Origin of the sequence: Pseudomonas sp. FH4 (assembly GCF_000510915.2) — a bacterium.
In the GTDB taxonomy this organism is placed as follows: domain Bacteria; phylum Pseudomonadota; class Gammaproteobacteria; order Pseudomonadales; family Pseudomonadaceae; genus Aquipseudomonas; species Aquipseudomonas brenneri.
On sequence record NZ_AOHN01000019.1, the window covers coordinates 171862 to 187299 of the forward strand.

At 60.7% G+C, this 15438-nt stretch carries 13 protein-coding genes; 6 read left to right on the forward strand and 7 right to left on the reverse strand.

Annotation, left to right across the window (positions count from 1 at the left end; translation table 11 throughout):
- Nucleotides 1-40: 40 nt before the first annotated feature.
- From H097_RS14160 to H097_RS14185, 6 genes are all read right to left on the reverse strand, one after another.
- A complete protein-coding gene (locus tag H097_RS14160; protein WP_032860470.1) occupies nt 41-802 on the reverse strand; it encodes a 1,6-dihydroxycyclohexa-2,4-diene-1-carboxylate dehydrogenase in 762 nt (253 codons plus the stop codon).
- 10 nt (nt 803-812) lie between these two features.
- A complete protein-coding gene (benC, locus tag H097_RS14165) occupies nt 813-1835 on the reverse strand; it encodes a benzoate 1,2-dioxygenase electron transfer component BenC (RefSeq protein ID WP_032860471.1) in 1023 nt (340 codons plus the stop codon).
- Nucleotides 1836-1845: 10 nt separating this feature from the next.
- Nucleotides 1846-2334: a benzoate 1,2-dioxygenase small subunit gene (benB, locus tag H097_RS14170; RefSeq protein ID WP_032860472.1), complete on the reverse strand. Its 489-nt coding sequence runs from the start codon at nt 2332-2334 to the stop codon at nt 1846-1848.
- A complete protein-coding gene (locus tag H097_RS14175; RefSeq protein WP_032860473.1) occupies nt 2331-3707 on the reverse strand; it encodes a Rieske 2Fe-2S domain-containing protein in 1377 nt (458 codons plus the stop codon). The genes benB and H097_RS14175 overlap by 4 nt, the downstream gene beginning before the upstream one ends.
- Nucleotides 3708-3814: 107 nt before the next feature.
- Nucleotides 3815-4762 carry an AraC family transcriptional regulator gene (locus tag H097_RS14180; protein ID WP_032860474.1) on the reverse strand — a complete coding sequence of 316 codons (948 nt, stop codon included), beginning with the start codon at nt 4760-4762 and terminating at the stop codon, nt 3815-3817.
- Between the two features lie 272 nt (nt 4763-5034).
- Nucleotides 5035-5928: a LysR substrate-binding domain-containing protein gene (locus H097_RS14185; RefSeq protein ID WP_032860475.1), complete on the reverse strand. Its 894-nt coding sequence runs from the start codon at nt 5926-5928 to the stop codon at nt 5035-5037.
- Between the two features lie 94 nt (nt 5929-6022).
- Between H097_RS14185 and H097_RS14190 the strand changes: the two genes are divergently transcribed.
- Nucleotides 6023-7195, forward strand: a complete 1173-nt coding sequence (locus tag H097_RS14190; RefSeq protein ID WP_032860476.1) for an MFS transporter — start codon at nt 6023-6025, stop codon at nt 7193-7195.
- Nucleotides 7196-7262: 67 nt separating this feature from the next.
- Here the strand turns inward: H097_RS14190 and H097_RS14195 are convergent, their stop codons facing one another.
- Nucleotides 7263-8876: a methyl-accepting chemotaxis protein gene (locus H097_RS14195; RefSeq protein ID WP_032860712.1), complete on the reverse strand. Its 1614-nt coding sequence runs from the start codon at nt 8874-8876 to the stop codon at nt 7263-7265.
- 246 nt (nt 8877-9122) lie between these two features.
- On the opposite strand from H097_RS14195, the gene H097_RS14200 reads away from it, so the two are divergent.
- From H097_RS14200 to H097_RS14215, 5 genes are all read left to right on the forward strand, one after another.
- A complete protein-coding gene (locus H097_RS14200) occupies nt 9123-9593 on the forward strand; it encodes an NUDIX domain-containing protein (RefSeq protein ID WP_032860477.1) in 471 nt (156 codons plus the stop codon).
- 380 nt (nt 9594-9973) lie between these two features.
- Nucleotides 9974-10369 (forward strand): GtrA family protein, encoded by a 396-nt coding sequence (locus H097_RS27740; RefSeq protein ID WP_082445591.1) that lies wholly within the window; start codon nt 9974-9976, stop codon nt 10367-10369.
- A gap of 16 nt (nt 10370-10385) precedes the next feature.
- Entirely contained in the window at nt 10386-11336 is a 951-nt protein-coding gene (locus tag H097_RS14205) for a glycosyltransferase family 2 protein (RefSeq protein ID WP_050593360.1), read from the forward strand.
- Nucleotides 11336-12745, forward strand: coding sequence for a glycosyltransferase family 39 protein (locus H097_RS14210; protein WP_223232672.1), 1410 nt, complete (start codon nt 11336-11338; stop codon nt 12743-12745). Before H097_RS14205 ends, H097_RS14210 begins: the two co-directional genes overlap by 1 nt.
- 221 nt (nt 12746-12966) lie before the next feature.
- The gene (locus H097_RS14215) at nt 12967-15372 is read left to right on the forward strand and encodes a glucose/quinate/shikimate family membrane-bound PQQ-dependent dehydrogenase (protein ID WP_032860478.1); all 2406 of its coding nucleotides are present in this window, start codon (nt 12967-12969) and stop codon (nt 15370-15372) included.
- Nucleotides 15373-15438: the final 66 nt, after the last annotated feature.

Here is a 15438-nt window from a genome sequence, read left to right on the forward strand (position 1 = left end):
TTATTGTTGTTGTGAGTCAATGTCTGCAGGTGAAGGCGAATCAGCCGAGGTCGCCACCTCCTACCGGCAAGGTCACGCCGGTGATATAGGAGGCCTCGTCCGAGGCCAGGAACAAAATCGCGCCCGCTTGCTCGTCGATGCTGCCGTAACGCTTCATCGAGCTGCTGTCGAGGGTCTGGTCGACGATCTGCTGGTACCACACGCGCTCCTGCGCGCTCTGTGGCTGGCTGTTGCGCGGGATGCGGCGTGGCGGTGCCTCGGTGCCACCCGGTGCGGTGGCATTGACGCGAATACCGCTGCCGGCGGTCTCCAGGGCCAGGCAGGCGGTCAGGGCATTCACCCCGCCCTTGGCCGCGCCATAGGGCACGCGATTGACCCCGCGCGTGGCGACCGAAGACACATTGACGATGGCCCCGCTGCCCTGCTCCAGCATGTAAGGCAGCACGCAATGGCAGCACCACAGCGTAGGGAACAGCGAACGGCGCACTTCGGCTTCGATTTGCGCTTCGGCGTAGTACTCGAAGGGCTTGGCCCAGATGGTCCCGCCGACGTTGTTGACCAGAATATCGATGCGTCCGAAACGCACCTTGGCAGCGGCCATCACCTGGGCGCACTCGGCATGTTGCTCAAGGTCGGCAGTCAGGGTCAGCGCTCGGTCGTGCTGCAGTTCATGCACCAGTTCCGAGCGATCGACTGCGACCAGCCAGGCGCCCTCTTCCAGCAAACGCTCGGCGACACGCCGACCAATGCCCTGGGCGGCGCCGGTGACCAGCGCGACCTTGCTGTCAAAACGTGGATTCATGCTGATTTCCTCAGGCCGCATCGCAGCTGGCGACAGCGTTGGGGGTGAATTTCTCGTAATGGAAACTGGCCGGGCTCAGCCCGAGTGTTTTGAAATGCTGGCGCACCGCATCGACCATCGGCGGCGGCCCGCACAGATAGACGTCTACATCGCCGTCGTTCAGGGCCTTGCTGGCCATATGCTGGGTGACGTAGCCCTGGCGCGGGTGCGCGGTCTGCGGATCGGCCACGCAGGTGACAACGTCGAGGTTGGGCAAGCGTGCGGCGAACGCCTGCAGGGCCTCGACCAGCACCAGGTCCTGATCCCGCGTCACCCCGTAGATCAGCGTGATCGGCCGGTCTTCCCCGCGTTGCGCCAGCACTTCGAGCATCGACAGAAACGGCGCCAGGCCGGTACCCCCGGCCAATAACAGCAACGGCCGCACGACCTCTCGCAGGTAGAAACTGCCCAGTGGCCCGCTCATTGGCACGCTGTCGCCTGGCTGCGCGCGTTCCAGCCAGCCACTCATCAACCCGCCCGGCACATGCTTGATCAGGAAACTGGCGTAGGTATCGCCAGGGCGGCTACTGAAAGAATACGAACGCGTCTGCCCGCTGTCGGGCACACCGATATTCACGTACTGGCCGGGCAGGAACACCGGGGCCTGATCCAGCTCGAAACTCACTTCCAGCGCGGCATCGGCGTGACGGACAATGCCGGCCAGTGTCGCGGCAAAGTGCGTGGTGCCGGTCTTGCAGGCACTGGACGGCACCGGCACGGCAATCACGCAATCGGACTGCGGCACCATCTGGCAGGTCAGCACCTGGCGCTCCTGGGCTTCATCGGCGCTCAGGGCATCCTCGATATAGTCGTCGCCCAAGTCATAGGCGCCGGTTTCACAGCGGCATTTGCAGGTGCCGCACACACCGTCCGAGCAATCCATGGGCAGGTTGATACGCTGGCGGAAGGCGGCATCGAGGACCTTCTCCCCCACCTTGCAGTCAATGAAACGTGTCACCCCATCCTCGAAGTTCAGGGCAATGGCATAGGTCATGGCGGTGTCCTCAGATGTGGTAGATGTCGATGACCTGGTGGATGTAATCGTTTTTCAGCACCACCTTCTTGCGCGTGATCAGCGGCTGTTCGCCGCGCATATCCAGGCTGTAGAAGGACGTGCCGAAATAGCTGTCCGTGGTCTTGTAGCGATGGCTGAGGGTGTGCCAGTTGAAACGCAGCTCCACCTGGGTGCCATCGTCGGCCAGCACTTCGAGGTTGCAGATCATGTGCACGGTGCGTGGCTCGGGCGTGCTGGCGCTGGAGCGTTCGGTCTTGATCCGGAAGATGCGGTCTTCCAGGCCGTCACGGCTGGGGTAGTAGATCAGCGAGATTTCGCTTTGCGGATCTTCGGTGAGGGTGTCGTAGTCGTCCCAGGCGGGCATCCAGAACTCCACCTTGGGCGAATAACACGCCAGCCATTCATCCCACTGGCGGTCATCCAGCAGGCGTGCTTCGCGGTAGAGGAAATCCAGCAGACGGTCACGGGACAGGCTCATGGCTGCAGCTCCCGGTCGCTGGCGATCAGGCCTTGCTGTTCACGCTGGATCGCGCGCTGCAGGCTCTGGGCCCAGTGCGCGTGCTGGCGCACGAACAACCCCTCGTCCTCGGTCTTTATCCCGCTCAGTTGCGGGTGCATGCCCATGGCCCGGGCATTTTCGTCGGCCCCTTCAACCCACTGCTTGGCGCCACGACTGAGGTCATTCCATAAGGTACTCGCGCCCTGGTAGCCGGTCTGGCAGGCACGGAATTCCTCCAGGTCATCCGGGGTGCCCATACCGCTGACGTTGAAGAAGTCTTCGTATTGGCGGATACGCGTCGCCCGCTCCTGGGCACTTTCGCCAATCGGCGCCATGCAATAGATCGTCACTTCGGTCTTGTCGACCGCAATCGGCCGCACCACGCGGATCTGCGTGGAGAACTGGTCCATCAGGTACACGTTTGGGTACAGGCACAGGTTGCGGGTCTGGTCGACGATAAAGTCGGCACGTTCCTGGCCCAGGCGTTCGGCCAAGGCATCGCGGTGCGCATGTACCGGGCGCACTTCGGGGTTGAGCAGGCGCGTCCACAGCAGGATATGCCCGTGATCGAAGGCGTAGACCCCGCCCAGGCTTTTCGACCAGCCATTGGCGTCGACGGTGCGCGTACCTTCAGCCTCGTAATTACGCCGGCCCATGGTCGCCGAGTAGTTCCAGTGCACGGAGCTGACGTGGTAACCGTCGGCGCCGTTCTCGATCTGCAGCTTCCAGTTGCCATCGTAGACATAGGACGAACTGCCGCGCAGCACCTCCAGGCCCAAGGGGGCCTGGTCGACCATCTGGTCGATGATGACCCGGGTTTCGCCCAGGTAATCGCTCAGTTCCGGCACTGCCTCGCTGAGGCTGCCGAACAGGAAACCGCGGTAGTTTTCAAAGCGGCCCAGGCGCTTGAGGTCATGGGAGCCGTCACAGTCGAAGCTGTCCGGATAAGCGCCGGTCTTCGCATCCTTGACCTTGAGCAGCTTGCCGGCGTTGCTGAAGGTCCAGCCATGGAATGGGCAGGTGAATGAGCCCTTGTTGCCCTGTTTGCGCCGGCACAACATGGCGCCACGGTGGGCACAGGCGTTGACCAGCCCGTGCAGCGTGCCCTGTTTGTCACGGGTGATGACCACCGGTTGGCGGCCAATCCAGGTGGTGTAGTAATCGTTGATCTCGGGCACCTGGCTTTCATGGGCCAGGTAGATCCAACCCCCCTCAAAGATATGCTTCATCTCCAGGGCGAACAGGTCGGGGTCGGTGAAGATATCGCGGCGGCAGCGGAACACCCCGGTAGCGGGATCTTCCTGAACGGACTCGCGCAGTTGTACAGCGAGGCGGTCGAGTGTACTGGTCATGGGGCAGGCCCTCCGTTGTTCTTGTATCAGGCGCCCTCACCGTACGTGTTCGTCCTCCTCCCCAATATCCGCTTCCTGCAAATCAGTATCCGGCTGGCGCAAGCCGCTTATCGATGGCGCTTCCAGGTCTGCGAAGGCAGCTCGCCAAAGCGTTTGCGATAGGCCTCGGAAAAACGTCCCAGGTGCATGAAGCCGTGGTCCAGCGCCACTTCCGTCACACTGCGCGTCGTGATCAGTTGCAAGCGCGCATGCACCCGCTCCAACTTGCGCCGGCGCACATAGTCACGGGGCGACAGGCCAACCTGGCGCTCGAACAGGCTGTACAGCGAACGCTCGCTGACCTTGGCCACTGCCATCAGTTGCTCGATGCTGATGTCCTCACCCAGGTGCTCTTCGATAAACTCGCGCACCGCCTCGAAGCCGCCCCCTTGAGCCGCCTGGGGGATCACCCGCAACACGTTGCTGGCCAGCAGTGCCAGCAGCTTATTCGCCACAATCCGCTCATACAGCCCCTGCACTTGCGGCTCGGCGGCGTTTTCCGCCTCGTGGCAGATCAGCCCCAGCAACGGCAGGAAACCGCCCATCTCACTTAGCGCATGGCGCGCAGCCGCAAAACGGATACCCGGTTGCGGCAGCGTCCAGTGTTGCGCCAGGCAAGCGTTTTCCAGCAGGCGCACCGGCAACTTGATGATGAATTTTTCGCAGTCAGCGGAATAGGTCAGGTCCACCGGGTCATCCGGGTTGATCAGCAAGATCTCGCCCGGCCCGAAGATATGCTCCTCGCCCCGGGAGTTGGAGCGGCAGTGTCCTGTCAGCAGGATCTGCAAGTGATAGATCGTTTCCAGCGCCACCGACGTGACCCGCACTGGCGCGCCGTAGCTGATCCGGCACAAGTCCAGGCTGGAAAAGGTCCGGTGGCTGATACTCGCCATGGGCCGGCCCTTGGGCGGCAGGCGGATACAGTGGCTGCCCACATGCTGGTTGACATAGTCCGATACCGCGTAGGCATCGGCCCGCTGGAAAATCTGGCTGCGCTCACTCAATAGCACGGTCATGGTGCGCCTCTTTATAGTTATTGGCCTCAGGCTGAAGCGTGGCGTAGCGAGCGTCCAATATGGATAAGGTCTAAAGGGATACCCTGAAGGTATGGTGAACTTATCGCGGCTTGATCATCCGCACTAGCCCGCGCGTGAGGCGGCCCGCCACCGCCGGCGTGGTGACACGTCTTGATACGTGTTTGCCGGTCTGTTGACTGAGATTGTTGACAATGGGTGTCATCGGATGATTGAGCGGAACATGTTGATAAAGGATCGGGGGACGTCACCGCTTACATTCGGTGATGCTCCAGCAAGAAATCCACAAACAACCGAACCCGCGCCGGCATTGCCGAGCCACCTACAAATACCGCATGAATCGGTTCATGGTCGCCGGGGTTCCAGGCTTGCAGCAGCGGTATCAGGTCGCCGCGTTGCAGGTCCTCGCTCACGCTGAACTCGCCGATACGCGCAATGCCTGCACCTACTCGGGCGAGTTGTGCCAGCGCCTCACCACTGCTGCATTCGATGTTGCCACTGACCTTCAGGGAAAACGCTCTTGCATCACGGATGAACGGCCAATTGGGTTCGGCACGCCGGAAGTTGAAGCGCAGGCAGTTGTGTCGTAGCAGGTCTTCCGGTTCCAGGGGGATGCCGTGGCGTTGCAGATACTCAGGCGATGCCACCACTACCTGGCCGGTATCACCGATCCTGCGCGCGGCCAGCGGGCTGTCGGGCAGATGGCCAAAACGTACTGCCACGTCGGCCTGGCCGCCGAGAATGTCGACCACTTCGTCGCCGAGGGTGAGGTCGACGACTATGTTCGGATAGCGGGCGCTGAATGCTGCCACCAAGGGAACGATGGCCAACCGCCCATGGCCAAGGGCAGCGCTGACTCGCAATCGCCCCTTGGGTACGCCCTGGTCGGCGATGGCCTCTTCGACCTCGTCCATGTCAGCCAGGATACGCCGGGCACCGCGCAGGAAAGCCTCGCCCTCGGCGGTGAAGGTGATCGCCCGGGTGGTGCGCAACAGCAGTCGGGTGCCAAGACGTTGTTCGGTACGCGTGATAATCCGACTGACCGCCGAGGGTGTCAGCCCTAATACGCGCGCGGCGGCCGATAGGCTGCCTTCCTGCGCCACGGTGGTGGACACGCCCATTTCACCTGATCTACCGTTGAAATCCATTTGTGCCCCTTACGCAAAGGTGATTGCCAAAAATACTATCTACCGCCTGAAAAGGCTGGATCGTAGCATTAGCAGCACAGATAAGGAGCCTTCCATGCGTATCAATCCACCACTTGTCGCACTCGCCATTGGTGCCTTTGGCATCGGCGTTACCGAGTTCGCCCCCATGGGCATGTTGCCGGGCATCGCTGCAGATCTCGGCGTTTCCATTCCCGCCGCAGGCCTATTGGTCAGTGCTTACGCCCTGGGCGTACTACTCGGCGCGCCGCTGATGACCCTGACCACTGGCAGGATTCCCCGACGCTATCTGCTGATCGGACTCATGGCCATTTTCACCCTGGGTAATCTGATGTCAGCCTTGGCTACCGATTACTACAGCCTCATGGTCGCCAGGGTGGTGACATCACTGAACCACGGGGCGTTCTTTGGCGTTGGCTCCATCGTCGCCGCCAGCGTGGTCGCCCCGGAAAAACGTGCCGGGGCGGTTGCGGCAATGTTCATGGGCCTCACCCTGGCGACCATCGGCGGTGTGCCGCTGGCCGCCTGGTTTGGCGAACTGTTGGGTTGGCGCACCGCATTCTGGGGTATTACCGGCCTCGGCGTGGTGGCCATGGCCGCATTGTGGTTCGCCTTGCCCAATCTGCCAGCACCGCGAAGTATCGGTGCACTGGCCGAAATTCGCGTACTGGGCCGCGGCCCGGTGCTGGGGGCATTGGCCCTCACCGTCGTCAGCTCGGGTGCAATGTTTACCGTCTTCACCTACATAGCACCGATCCTCAGCAGCGAGACCCATGCGTCCAGCGCCTACATCACAGCCATGCTGGTGCTGTTTGGTGTGGGGTTGACGCTGGGCAACATGTGGGGTGGCAAGGCCGCTGACCACTCGATCGATCGCACCCTGATTGTTTCGCTGAGTGTGCTGATTCTCGTCTTGCTCGCGTTCACCGTACTCATGCGTTGGCCGCTACCGGCCGCCGTTGCCATCCTGATATGGGGTATCGCCAGTTTTGCCTTGGTGCCGCCACTACAGATGCGCGTCATGGAAGCCGCCAAGGACGCGCCCAATCTAGCCTCGGCGGTGAACATCGGGGCCTTCAACTTCGGCAACGCGATTGGTGCGGCCCTGGGCGGAGCCGTGATCAATGCCGGACTGGGTTATCCGGCGATTTCCCTGGCCGGAGCGGCAATGGCGGGCCTGGGCCTACTGATGGTGTTGGCTTTTGCCTGGCGCTCCAGAACGGTTGCAACCACGCTTGTGTCACGATGATGTGAGGGGGCTGTTAGTCGTCATTGATGAGTGCCGGCTAACGATCCAGAAACCGTCACTCTTTCTTTCACAGCCGAAACCGCCCCACCGACTGCGCCAACTGCCCTGCCAACGCCGACAACTCATCCGTGGTCCCCGCCGTCTGGCCAATCACGCGGGTATTGCCCTCTGACATCCCGGCAATCATCTCCACCTGGTGCGCAATTTCATTACTGGCCAGGCTCTGCTCGCCAATCGTGCGGGTGATGTCGTTGACCAGCTGTGTGGTGTTCAGCGTCGCCTCCAGAATTTCACGGATCGCCCGCTCCACATCAGCTGTCACCGCCATGCCTTTATCCACCTGGGCAACACCCGCTTCCATGCTGGTCACAGCCTCGCGGGTGCTTTGCTGAATGCGGGCGACCATGCTCGCGATTTCCTGAGTGGACGCACTGGTACGTGCTGCCAAACTGCGAACTTCGTCGGCCACCACGGCAAAACCGCGGCCTTGTTCACCGGCACGCGCGGCTTCAATGGCGGCGTTGAGGGCCAGTAGGTTGGTCTGGTCGGCAATGCCCTTGATCACTTGGATAATGCTGTAGATCCCTTCGGACTCCTTGTCCAGGGTACGAATCACCAGGGCCGACTGTTGCGCCGAACGGGCGATATCGTCCATGTCGCTCACGACTTGATGGATAACCTGCCCGCCGTTCTTGGCCAGGGTTTGCGCCTGGTTGGCCATTTCCAGCGCGTGCTGGGCATGCCGGGTGATTTCTTCGATGCTGGCGGTCATCTGGCTGGTGGCGGCCGACATGGTGCCCGCCGCCGAGCTCTGTTGCTGGCTGCTGGCGGCCACTTCATGACAACCGCTGCTTAGCTGCTGGCTCATGCGGGTGACGCCCTGGGCATTGTTGCGCACCACTTCAATCATGCCGCGCAGGTCATGTTGCATGACGGCCAGGCTGCGAATCAGCATGCTGGCCTCGTCGTGGCTGGCAGGTTCGGGGATCGGCTCGCTGAGGTTGCCGTGGGCGATGCTCTCGGCAATCTGCCGCGCAAGCTGCAACGGCCGCATGATGCTGCGGGTAACCCAATAACCTTGCACGACCAGCAGCAACAGGCACAACACCAGCACCACGCCGAGGGTGAAATTGGCGCTGCGCACGGTTTGACGGGTTTGCTCGCCACTGGCCTTGGAGTTGTTTTCGATCAGTTCGCTCAGGCTGGCCATCTGGCCTTCCAGCTGGATGAACGCCTCGCTGAAGGTGCCCAGCTCTTGTTGGGCCTCGACGGGATCGTTCAGCGCCACACCGACAATCCGCTCACCCGAGGTGATGTAGTTGTCGAGGCTGGGCTTGATATCACTCAGTGCGGTCTTGAGGGCGGGGTTGAGGGGCAGCGCAAGGTTGTCGCCCAGCGCCTTGCGAAAATGCGCTGCATGCTCGGTAATAGCCTCCAGCACTTCATCGCGGCTGCTGACACTTTTGCCCAGCCCCACCAGCATCGCCGACAGCACATCGGCACGCAGCGCGTCGTGCATCATGTCGGCTTCCAGATGATTGCTCAGTGCGGTCATGCTGACCTCGCTGTCAATCATCGCCGCCTCCATCCGCGCATTCCCCAGGTAGTTCACCAGGCTGATGACCAGTACCGTGAGCACACTGGTGCCGATCAGCAACAACAGACGGAGTTTTATCGACATCCCCAAGCCCTCGGCGGTTATGGACTGAAGCAAGGTGTTGATGGCTGCCGTGTGGAACCCCATCGACGCGTTCGCTACCCCTGATTTAAGCCTACTTGCAGGTTTTCGCTGCTTCAGGTCGCTCCTATCTTGAAACGGGCTTGCGTAACAACTGCGGCGTTCGCGTGCGAAGCGCTCGCAACCCAAGCGGCCAACTTGCTAACCTCCCCGACACCAACGCAGCCCTATCCAGAAGAGATACCCCAAATGCGCGAGCGAAAAGCCGCACGATTACTCGTGATAAGCCCCTCTCAAGAGGTCCTCCTTTTCAGGTTCGTTCACAAGGATGGGGCCCTGGCCGGCAGAAACTACTGGGCCACCCCTGGCGGCGGTCTTGAACACGCAGAAACCTTCCAGGCTGCAGCAATCCGTGAACTGCGTGAGGAGACCGGTATTCAAGTCGACACCGTTAAAGGGCCTGTGGCCGAGCGGCAGTTTTCAATGCTCCTGCCCAGTGGCGAGACGGTGCTCGCCCTGGAGCAGTACTTTGTTGTACATGCGCCAAACCAGGTGCTTTCCCGTGCCGACTGGACCGTAGAGGAGGCCGAGGTCATGGCCGATCATCACTGGTGGTCCGCCCAGGAGCTGAGATCGACTGAGGAAACGGTATGGCCCGAGGCGTTGGTGGAGATGCTCGTGGATGCAGGTATCTTCAAATCGGCGACGCACCCTTCATGACATTAGGCTTGACTCTGTCCCATAGGCCCCCCCCTACCCTGCCTTATCTGTTTTAGGTTCCGCCATCAGCGGATAAGGCAATCCATGAGTGCGTTATCGATGGTCACCAGTGCCAATGGGCATCTGTCCGTCTGATCATCAACCTGCTAAGGCAGTCTGGTAGAAAGGGAGCGGTTGACCCTTTCTCCAGGCAACTGGGGTCGATGACTAATGTGGCAGTGTGTTTTATCGGTTAAAACTCGCCAACTCTAACATTCACCCAACACCAAAATTACACTTTAGTAATATCACCCCCCCTTAAACATTTTTTTCACACGCCGGCTTCCACGAGTAGTTAAAGTCAACACCATACAGCCTCTTGAACACATGCAGTTCTCTCAATGATATCGCCACCCTCTACAACCTTGCCTTACTATCTGATCGTTGGAATATTTGCCACTGGCGCTCATTACATAACACTTTTGTTATTGTCTCTAGCTCTGCCCGCACTCATTGCGACGTTACTGGGAGCAATAGTCGGGACTGTTGTTAGTTATCAGGGCAACAAACGCTGGACGTTTACAAAGGCTCGTCCACCCGACACTTATCAATGGCTGCGCTTCAGCATCACGGCCTTGGTCTACAACGGTACAAACCTGGCCCTGATGGCGTTCCTGCTGGAGCACTGGCCCCAGCGCCTATGGCTGATGCAGGTGATCACCACCTGCGCCCTGACGTTGATCACTTACCAAATCAACCAGTACTGGAGCTTTCGCCATGAATCGATCAAGAGCTGAGCGCTCCCCTCGTCCGATGCTCAGTGTGATTGTCTGTTGTTATAACGAAGCCAAGGTACTGCCTTTTTTTCATAAGCGGCTAATGGCTGTACTTAAGACGCTCAGCATTCGCTACGAAGTCGTATATGTCAACGACGGCAGCCGCGATGAAACACTGGCGCTACTGGATGGTTATTGCCAGGCGCCTGGCGTTCGCTGTTTGAACCTGAGCCGTAACTTCGGCAAGGAAGCCGCCATGGTCGCCGGCATTGATTATGCGGTCGGGGATGCATTGTTATTTATTGATGCCGACTTGCAAGACCCGCCCGAACTTATTCCACTCATGGTTCATCATTGGTTGACCGGTAGCGATATCGTCAATATGCAGCGCCGCAGTCGTCTGTCTGATACCTCAAGCAAACGTATCAGTGCCCACCTCTACTACAAACTGATGAACTTTTTGGCCGACAAGTTTGATGTTCCCGCAGACGTCAGCGACTTCCGCCTGATTGGCCCGGCGCCCCTGGCAGCGCTGCGCGGCATGCCGGAACGGACGCGTTTCATGAAGGGCCTGATCAGTTGGCTGGGGTTCAATACCATCGAGTTGCCCTATGACCGTGAGCCGCGCAGCGCCGGCCTCAGCAAATGGGGGCCGCTGGCGCTGATCGACCTCGGTATCGAAGGCGTATTGGCGCTGTCGCGCAAGCCGTTGCGCTGGTTCAGCCTGCTCAGCCTGATGATTTTCATCGCCACCACGGTGTTCATCATCCAGCAGATGAGCGTCAACACCGTCAATGCCCATCACGTGATCATGGGCATTGCTGCGTTCATTACCGTGGGCATAGCAATGATCGGCGAATACCTCGGGGCAACGTTGAGCGAAGTCAGGCAGCGTCCCATCTATCTACTCGACAACCTGCTCGGCGAAGCCCCTGAACGGCCAGAGCACCCCTGCCCGATACACCCTCGCGAACAAGAAAACCACTGATGATGATAACGACCCGTACGCTATGGCTGGTATTGATCGCCATTTTGGCCCTGCGCCTGGCAAGCCTGGGGCTGTACCCGTTGATGGACACCTCCGAAGCCCGCTACGCCGAAATGGCGCGCAAGATGCTGGTGCTCGGCAACTGGGTAACCCCGCTGTTCGAGCTTGACGTACCTTTTTGGGGCAAGCCGCCGCTGTCGTTCTGGACCCAGGCGCTGGGCATGAAGTTGCTGGGTATCAATGAATTCGCCATTCGCTTTCCGGCATGGCTGCTGCATGTCGCCAGTTGCCTGATCATCATCCGGTTTGCCCGTGAGCAGGCCGATGAAAAAACGGCGGTATGGGCGGCGATTATCTTTTCCAGCTCAACCCTCGGCCTGTTGTCGGCAGGTGTGGTATTGACCGACCCGGCATTGAGTTTCTCGGTACTGCTGGCCAGCTATGGCTTCTGGTGCGGCATGACACGCGGCGACCGCCGTTGGGCTCTGGCAGGATTTGCCGGCCTGGGCCTCGGATTGCTGGCAAAGGGGCCGTTGGTGCTGGTGCTGGTGGGGGCTCCAGCTGTGATCTGGACGCTTTACTACCGACAATGGCGTGCCTTTTTGCACTTGCCCTGGCTGCTGGGCCTTGCGTTGATGCTGGTGATTGCCGTGCCTTGGTACGTGATTGCTGAACAGCGCACGCCGGGGTTTCTCGATTACTTCCTGATCGGCGAGCACTGGAAGCGTTATGTGGTCAGCAAATGGGCCGGAGACTTGTACGGCAGCGCCCATGCCCGGCCCACGGGCGCCATCTGGATGGACCTGATGCTCGCGCTTTTCCCCTGGACGCTGCTGTTGCCAGCGTTGTACTTCGCCCTGCGCCGCTCGGCCCTGTCGGGTCGCTACTACGGGTTTATCGCCCTGTGGGCCCTGGCTACGCCGGTGTTTTTCACGTTCTCCGGCAATATCCTGTGGACTTACCTGCTGCCATCGCTGCCAGCCTGGAGCCTGCTGCTGGCTGGCGCGCTCAAGGCAGTACCCTGGCAAACCGGCAAAACCATCATTGGGTTGATCCTCGCGCTGCTGCTGCCGGTATGGCTGCTTATCGCTGCCATCGACGGCCGCGCCTTTGACCGGCCGAATAACCAACGTGATCTCGCCAGGGCCTGGCAGCAGTTGCAGGCAGACCGTCCCGGAACCCTCTTTTACTGGGGCCGGCGCTCCTACTCGGGGGAGTTCTATACCCAGGGCCAGGCACGCCGGGTCGAGGATTTGGCTACCTTGCCCGTTGACCGCACCTTTTACATCGCGCGTCGGGTACGTGACCTCAAGCGAGGTATCCAGGGCTTGCAGCCGTTCAATTGTGTCGAGCAACTGCGCGCCAGCCAGAGCGTGTTATTCAGGTGCGGCCCCGTGCAGGAGCCTTAAGGCAACGCATCTCCAATGTAGGAGCGGGCTTGCCCGCGATGGTCGTTAAACGATGACACTGGCTATCTGACACCTCGCAGCGATCTACCGGACGTCATCGTGGGCAAGCCCCACATTGAGAGTGTCCAGGCTTGAAGGAATCGACAGCGACACAAAATGTACCAAACAGTTAATTAGCTTGCTACCATTGTCGATCGAACCCTTACTTCGAGTTTTTCGACATGAAACACGCCTCGCGCGCCGCTGGCGCCTCTCGATTCCTCTTGCTGGGCCTGGGCCTGATCATCGCCCTGCTCGGCCTGGCCCTGGCAGCCGGTGGTGTAAAACTGCTGAGCCTGGGAGGCTCCGGCTACTTCCTGGTCGGCGGCTTGGCCATGGCCATTGCTGGCGTGTTGATCGCGCGGCGCAAACCAGCGGGTGCCTGGTTGTTCGCGGCCTTTTTGCTCGGCACTGCGGTGTGGGCGGTGTTGGAGGTGGGCCTGGTGTTCTGGCCACTGTTTTCGCGGCTGTTCATGTTCACCGTGATCGGCCTGGCAGTGGTGCTGGTGTATCCGCTGCTGGCGCCAGGCACGCGCCGTGGCGCCTACGGCGTGGCGGGCGTGCTGGCGGTGGCATTGGCCGTGGCGGCGGGTAACATGTTTGTCGCCCACCCCAGTGTTGCCCCGACTGGTGATGGCCCGGGCCTGACTGCCGTCGATCCGGCGCAGGCGCAAAAAGACTGGGCACACTACGGCAACACCGAAGGCGGCAGCCGTTTTGCCGCGCTCGACCAGATCAATCGCAGCAACGTCGACAAGCTCAAGGTGGCCTGGACCTATCGCACCGGTGATGTGGCGGTCAGCGATGGCAACGGCGCTGAAGACCAACTCACGCCCCTGCAGATCGGCAACAAGGTGTTTATCTGTACGCCCCACAACAACCTGATCGCGCTGGATGCCGACACCGGCAAAGAGCTGTGGAAGAACAGCATCAACGCCCAGTCGGCGGTGTGGCAGCGCTGCCGCGGTATGGCGTATTTCGATGCCACCGCGCCGATCGTCCAGCCGACCCAAGCCAACCGCTCGCCGATCATTGCCGCCAGCGTGCCGGCCGGTGCGCAGTGTGAGCGGCGCCTGTTGACCAACACCATTGATGCACGGCTGATTGCAGTGGATGCCGATACCGGCGAGTTTTGCCAGGACTTCGGCAACCACGGCCAGGTGGATTTGAAAGCTGGCCTGGGCAATGTCCCGGACAGCTACTACCAATTGTCCTCCGCACCATTGATCGCCGGCACTACCGTGGTGGTTGGCGGGCGCGTTGCCGATAACGTCCAGACCGACATGCCGGGCGGCGTGATCCGCGGCTTCGATGTGATCAGCGGCGCGATGCGCTGGGCGTTCGACCCTGGCAACCCTGAAGACAAGCAAGCGCCCGCCGCGGGCGACACCTATGTGCGCAGCACACCCAACAGCTGGGCGCCGATGTCGTATGACCCGCTGATGAACACGGTATTCCTGCCGATGGGCAGCTCATCCACCGATATCTATGGTGTCGAGCGCACCCAGCTCAATCACAAGTACGGTGCCTCGGTACTGGCGTTGGACGCCTCCACGGGCGAGGAAAAGTGGGTGTACCAGACCGTCCACAATGACCTCTGGGACTTCGACCTGCCGATGCAACCCAGCCTGATCGACTTCACCCAGGCCAACGGCAAGACCGTCCCAGCCGTAGTGATCGGCACCAAGGCCGGGCAGATCTATGTACTGGACCGCGCCACCGGCAAGCCGCTGACCCAGGTTGAAGAAGTACCGGTCAAGGCCGCCAATATCCCCAACGAACCTTACTCGCCGACCCAGCCTAAATCCGTGGGTATGCCGCAAATTGGCGCACAAACCTTGAGCGAATCGGACATGTGGGGCGCCACCCCGTATGACCAGTTGCTATGCCGCATCGACTTCAAAGGCATGCGCTACGAGGGCTTGTACACAGCGCCTGGCACTGATAAATCCCTGAGTTTTCCCGGTTCCCTGGGTGGCATGAACTGGGGCAGTATTTCCACCGATCCAGTGCATGGCTTTATCTTCGTCAACGACATGCGCCTGGGCCTGTGGATCCAGATGATCCCCTCGCAGAACAAGGCCCAGGCCTCTACAGGGGGTGAAGCGCTGAACACCGGCATGGGCGCGGTACCGCTCAAGGGCACGCCTTACGCGGTGAACAAGAACCGCTTCCTGTCGGTGGCCGGCATTCCGTGCCAGGCGCCGCCGTTCGGCACCCTCACCGCCATTGACATGAAGACCCAGAAAATTGCCTGGCAAGTACCGGTCGGCACCGTTGAAGACACTGGTCCACTGGGCATTCGCATGCACCTGCCGATCAAGGTCGGCCTGCCGACACTCGGCGCTACCCTGTCGACCCAAGGCGGCCTGGTGTTCATCGCCGGCACCCAGGACTTCTACCTGCGCGCCTTCAACAGCGCCAATGGCGAAGAAACCTGGAAAGCCCGCCTGCCCGTGGGCAGCCAGGGTGGGCCGATGACTTATGTCTCGCCCAAGACCGGCAAGCAATACGTAGTCATCACCGCCGGCGGCGCGCGCCAGTCCACCGACCGTGGCGACTACGTGATCGCCTACGCCCTGCCTTGAGTCCCGCGCGGTGCTGATGCATCGCGGGATTGACCTTGATCTTGGAGGCCCGGTTGGAACACGATG

Coding starts and splice junctions, on each gene's coding strand:
- H097_RS27740 (WP_082445591.1), top strand. CDS start 9,974: ATGATATCGCCACCCTCTACAACCTTGCCTTACTATCTGATCGTTGGA.
- H097_RS14160 (WP_032860470.1), bottom strand. CDS start 802: ATGAATCCACGTTTTGACAGCAAGGTCGCGCTGGTCACCGGCGCCGCC.
- benB (WP_032860472.1), bottom strand. CDS start 2,334: ATGAGCCTGTCCCGTGACCGTCTGCTGGATTTCCTCTACCGCGAAGCA.
- H097_RS14205 (WP_050593360.1), top strand. CDS start 10,386: ATGCTCAGTGTGATTGTCTGTTGTTATAACGAAGCCAAGGTACTGCCT.
- H097_RS14190 (WP_032860476.1), top strand. CDS start 6,023: ATGCGTATCAATCCACCACTTGTCGCACTCGCCATTGGTGCCTTTGGC.
- H097_RS14175 (WP_032860473.1), bottom strand. CDS start 3,707: ATGACCAGTACACTCGACCGCCTCGCTGTACAACTGCGCGAGTCCGTT.
- H097_RS14210 (WP_223232672.1), top strand. CDS start 11,336: ATGATGATAACGACCCGTACGCTATGGCTGGTATTGATCGCCATTTTG.
- H097_RS14195 (WP_032860712.1), bottom strand. CDS start 8,876: ATGTCGATAAAACTCCGTCTGTTGTTGCTGATCGGCACCAGTGTGCTC.
- H097_RS14200 (WP_032860477.1), top strand. CDS start 9,123: ATGCGCGAGCGAAAAGCCGCACGATTACTCGTGATAAGCCCCTCTCAA.
- H097_RS14180 (WP_032860474.1), bottom strand. CDS start 4,762: ATGACCGTGCTATTGAGTGAGCGCAGCCAGATTTTCCAGCGGGCCGAT.
- benC (WP_032860471.1), bottom strand. CDS start 1,835: ATGACCTATGCCATTGCCCTGAACTTCGAGGATGGGGTGACACGTTTC.
- H097_RS14215 (WP_032860478.1), top strand. CDS start 12,967: ATGAAACACGCCTCGCGCGCCGCTGGCGCCTCTCGATTCCTCTTGCTG.
- H097_RS14185 (WP_032860475.1), bottom strand. CDS start 5,928: ATGGATTTCAACGGTAGATCAGGTGAAATGGGCGTGTCCACCACCGTG.